This window comes from Streptomyces ossamyceticus (assembly GCF_001418475.1).
GTDB classification, from domain to species: Bacteria; Actinomycetota; Actinomycetes; order Streptomycetales; family Streptomycetaceae; genus Streptomyces; species Streptomyces ossamyceticus.
The window spans coordinates 1-3,445 of record NZ_LIQX01000859.1 but is presented as its reverse complement, the minus strand read 5'-3'; the positions used below and the strand labels follow the sequence as shown (position 1 = coordinate 3,445).

Below are 3,445 nucleotides of genomic sequence, written 5' to 3'. Positions count from 1 at the left end.
TCGCCGCCGTCGTCGACCTCGTCGAGGGGCCGCGGATGATGACCGAGGTAGTGGAGTGCGCGGCGGCGGATCTGCGGGTGGGGATGGAGGTGGAGGCGGTGTTCCGGGAGGCTGGGGAGTTCCGGGTGCCGGTGTTCCGTGCGTGCGTGACCCCGTAGGGCCGGGGCGGGCGCGCCTCGGTTTCAATGGCGACGTGAGTCGTACTCCTGAGTCGTGTGCCGATGAATCGCCCGCCGAGTCCACCGAGTCCACCGAGTCCACCGAGTCCACCGGGTCGTCCGGGGCCGTGTCCCGTGCCGAGGTGCGCGGGCACGGGCTCGTGCTGTGTGCCTGGGACGCCGAGTCCGACGCCGACGTGGACGCCTGGTTCCGGGGGCGTTCCGACCCGGAGTTCCGGCGGTGGAACACGCCTCTGATGCTGGACGCGGGGCCCGAGGGGGCGCGTGAGTCGTTGCGGCGGCGTACGGAGACCGACGCCGAGGGGAGCACCGCGACGTTCCGGGTCGTGGACGCGGGGAGCGGGGTCACGCTCGGGCAGGTCGGGTTCAGCGGGATCGACCGGCTCATGCGGCGGGCCATGATCGGCTACTGGCTGCTGCCGGAGGCCCGCGGCCGGCGGGTCGCCCGCCACTCGGTCGACCTCGCCACGCGCTGGGCCTTCACCGAACTCGGCCTCCACCGCATCGAACTCGACCATGCCCTCGGCCACGACGCGTCCTGCCGGATCGCCGAGCGGTGCGGGTACCCGTACGAGGGGACCCTGCGCGGGGCGATGTGGGAGGCGGGACGGCACGACGCCTTCCGCGACGCACACCTCCACGCCCGCCTGGCCACCGACCCCGAGCCCGGCGGGGACGTATAGCCAAACCGGTGGGGACGTGTGGCAAAAGCCGAGCGGGAACGGCTTGCCCCGACCGAAGGGGGCGTGAAATCCGCGTGCGGGCGGCGGGCCTTCCTCGGTACGGTCGTGAGAATGCGTGCAGAGGGACGTGACCACGGAGACGCACAGACACCCGACCACGATGTGACGACGCAGGCACCCGACGACGGGTACGCCACCGTCGACGACCCCGACGGCCACTTCGGTGAGGCCGTCGCCGCCCACTACGACGAGACGTCCGCCGAGATGTTCGTTCCGGAGACGGTCGATCCGGCCGTGGCGTTGATCGCGGAACTCGCCGAACAGCCCGGACGGTCCAAGCAGCCCGGACGCTCCGGACAGCCCGGGCGGTCCGGACACCAGCCCCGCGCGCTGGAGTTCGGCGTCGGCACCGGACGCATCGCCCTGCCCCTCGCCCGCGCGGGCGTCCCCGTGCACGGCATCGACATGTCGCGCGCCATGGTGGAGCGGATGCGGGCCAAGCCCGGCGGGGACGCGATCGGCGTGACCATCGGGGACTTCGCCACCGCCCGCGCGGACGGCGAGTTCACCGTCGCCTACCTCGTCTTCAACACGATCAACAACCTGCTCACGCAGGACGCCCAGGTCGACTGCTTCCGCAACGCCGCCGCGCACCTCGTGCCCGGCGGCTGTTTCGTCATCGAGGTCGGGGTGCCGGCGCTGCGCAGTCTGCCGCCGGGGCAGGACGCGGTGCCGTTCCATGTGGGCCCGGACCGGCTGGGGTTCGACACGTACGACGTGGCCACGCAGGGGATGCGGTCGCACCATGTGCGCGTCGTCGACGGGCGGGCGATGCACCTCTCGATCCCCTTCCGGTACGTGTGGCCGGCCGAGCTGGACCTCATGGCCCGGCTCGCCGGGATGCGGCTGCGCCACCGCTGGGAGGACTGGGACCGGCGGCCGTTCACCAGCGACAGCACCCGGCACGTGTCGGTGTGGGAGAAGGACTGAACCGGTAGGGCCGAGGCACACGGGACGGGAGTGGGGCATGGCGGCAGGGAACATCGACGAGGTCGTGGACGGGCTCGCCGAGGTCGTGCGGGACGCCCGCCGCGACGGCGACCGGATCGGGTACTTCGCGGCGCTGTACCGGCAGGTGACCGTCGAGGTCCGTACGGCGATACACCAGGGGCAGTTCGACGACGGCGCCCGTATGGACCGGTTCGACACGTACTTCGGCAACCGTTACTTCGCGGCGTACGACGCCTGGCGCCGGGACCGGAGCGGGCCGCGCTGCTGGCGTGAGGCGTTCGGGCTGCTGGACGACTCCGACACGGTGATCGTCCAGCACCTGCTGCTCGGGGTGAACGCGCACATCAACCTCGACCTGGCCGTCGCCGCCGCGCGGACCTGCCCCGGTGCGTCCATCCACGCGCTGCGACGCGACTTCCTGCTGATCAACGACATCCTCGGGCGGGTCGTCCTGGAGGTGCAGGACTCGATCGACGCCCTGTCGCCGCTCCTGTCGCTGCTGGACCGGATCGGGGCGCGCACCGACGAGCGGATCCTCGACTTCAGCATCCGCCGGTCCCGTCAGGAGGCCTGGCACGACGCCGTGCTGCTCGCCGGCCAGACCGAGGAGGAGCAGGCGGAGACCATCGAGCGGCTCGACATCCGGGCCGCCGTACTGGCCCGCCTGATCGCCCGCCCCGGCGGCCTCGTCCGACCGGCCCTGGAACTGATCAGCGCCACCGAGAGCGACGACGTCCCGGCCGTCGTCGCCCACCTGGACAGAGCGATGGAACGGCCCGCCGCCCGGCGAAGCACGGACGACTGAGCCCAGCTCCCCCCCCCGGCTGCCCAGGCCTCTCCCCAGGCGTGCCCGTGTCTCAGGGCCACAGAAGCTCCGTGGCCCAACCCCCCTCCCCCCTGCGGTAGACGAGCCGTACGTGGCGTCGGCGGGCGTCGCCCTGGAAGAACTCCACCTCGTCCGGCTCGACCGTGTACGCCGTCCAGGACGGGACGCGCGCGTCCGGCTCCCGTTCGGCCCGTGCCCAGGCGTCGTCGGACGCCCGTTCCAGTTCCGCCAGGGAGGGCAGGACCGCGCTCTGCTGCCCGACGAGGGCCGCGGCCAGCGCGCCCGTCGAGCGGGCGTGCAGGTCGGCCTGGGCGAAGGCGGCGGGGGCCACCGCGACCCGGCCGCGCACCCGCACCTGCCGGCCCCGCACGGGCCAGTAGAAGCCGAGGGCCGCGTACGGGCGGGCCGCCAGGTGCCGTCCCTTGCGGCTGCCGGAGTGCGTCGCGAAGTGCCAGCCGTCGGCGTCCACGTCGTGCAGCATCACCGTACGGACGTCCGGGTTGCCCTCCTCGTCCGCGGTGGCCAGCGACATCGTGTGCGGCTCCGGCTGCCCGGCCGCGACCGCGTCCGCGAACCAGGTGGTGAACAGGGGGACCGGTGCCGCGGGCGCCGCGGCCGGGTCGAAGCCGGGCAGCTCGGTGACCTCGGGGTCCCAGACCCGCAGGGTCCGCAGCAGCTGGACGAAGTCGGAGGGGGCGTCGGCGCCGGGAGTGCTCATGCGCCGATTCTGCCGGGCCGGGCCCTTC

The 3,445-nt window shown here is 73.1% G+C and carries 5 protein-coding genes; 4 read left to right on the top strand and 1 reads right to left on the bottom strand.

The genetic code is table 11. The annotated features are described in order from the left end of the window. The 4 genes from AOK15_RS39800 to AOK15_RS39785 all read left to right on the top strand — a co-directional run. A partial coding sequence (locus AOK15_RS39800; RefSeq protein WP_167738924.1) for an OB-fold domain-containing protein occupies nt 1-158 on the top strand: 158 nt, incomplete at its 5' end. Nucleotides 159-286: 128 nt separating this feature from the next. After that, nucleotides 287-862, top strand: a complete 576-nt coding sequence (locus AOK15_RS39795; protein ID WP_055523956.1) for a GNAT family N-acetyltransferase — start codon at nt 287-289, stop codon at nt 860-862. A 111-nt stretch (nt 863-973) separates the two neighbouring features. Further along, nucleotides 974-1,852 carry a class I SAM-dependent DNA methyltransferase gene (locus tag AOK15_RS39790; protein ID WP_079058960.1) on the top strand — a complete coding sequence of 293 codons (879 nt, stop codon included), beginning with the start codon at nt 974-976 and terminating at the stop codon, nt 1,850-1,852. 37 nt (nt 1,853-1,889) lie between these two features. Then, nucleotides 1,890-2,678, top strand: a complete 789-nt coding sequence (locus AOK15_RS39785) for a DUF5995 family protein (protein WP_055523952.1) — start codon at nt 1,890-1,892, stop codon at nt 2,676-2,678. A 52-nt stretch (nt 2,679-2,730) separates the two neighbouring features. Here the strand turns inward: AOK15_RS39785 and AOK15_RS39780 are convergent, their stop codons facing one another. Continuing rightward, a complete protein-coding gene (locus tag AOK15_RS39780) occupies nt 2,731-3,417 on the bottom strand; it encodes a pyridoxine/pyridoxamine 5'-phosphate oxidase (RefSeq protein ID WP_055523951.1) in 687 nt (228 codons plus the stop codon). Nucleotides 3,418-3,445 lie beyond the last annotated feature (28 nt).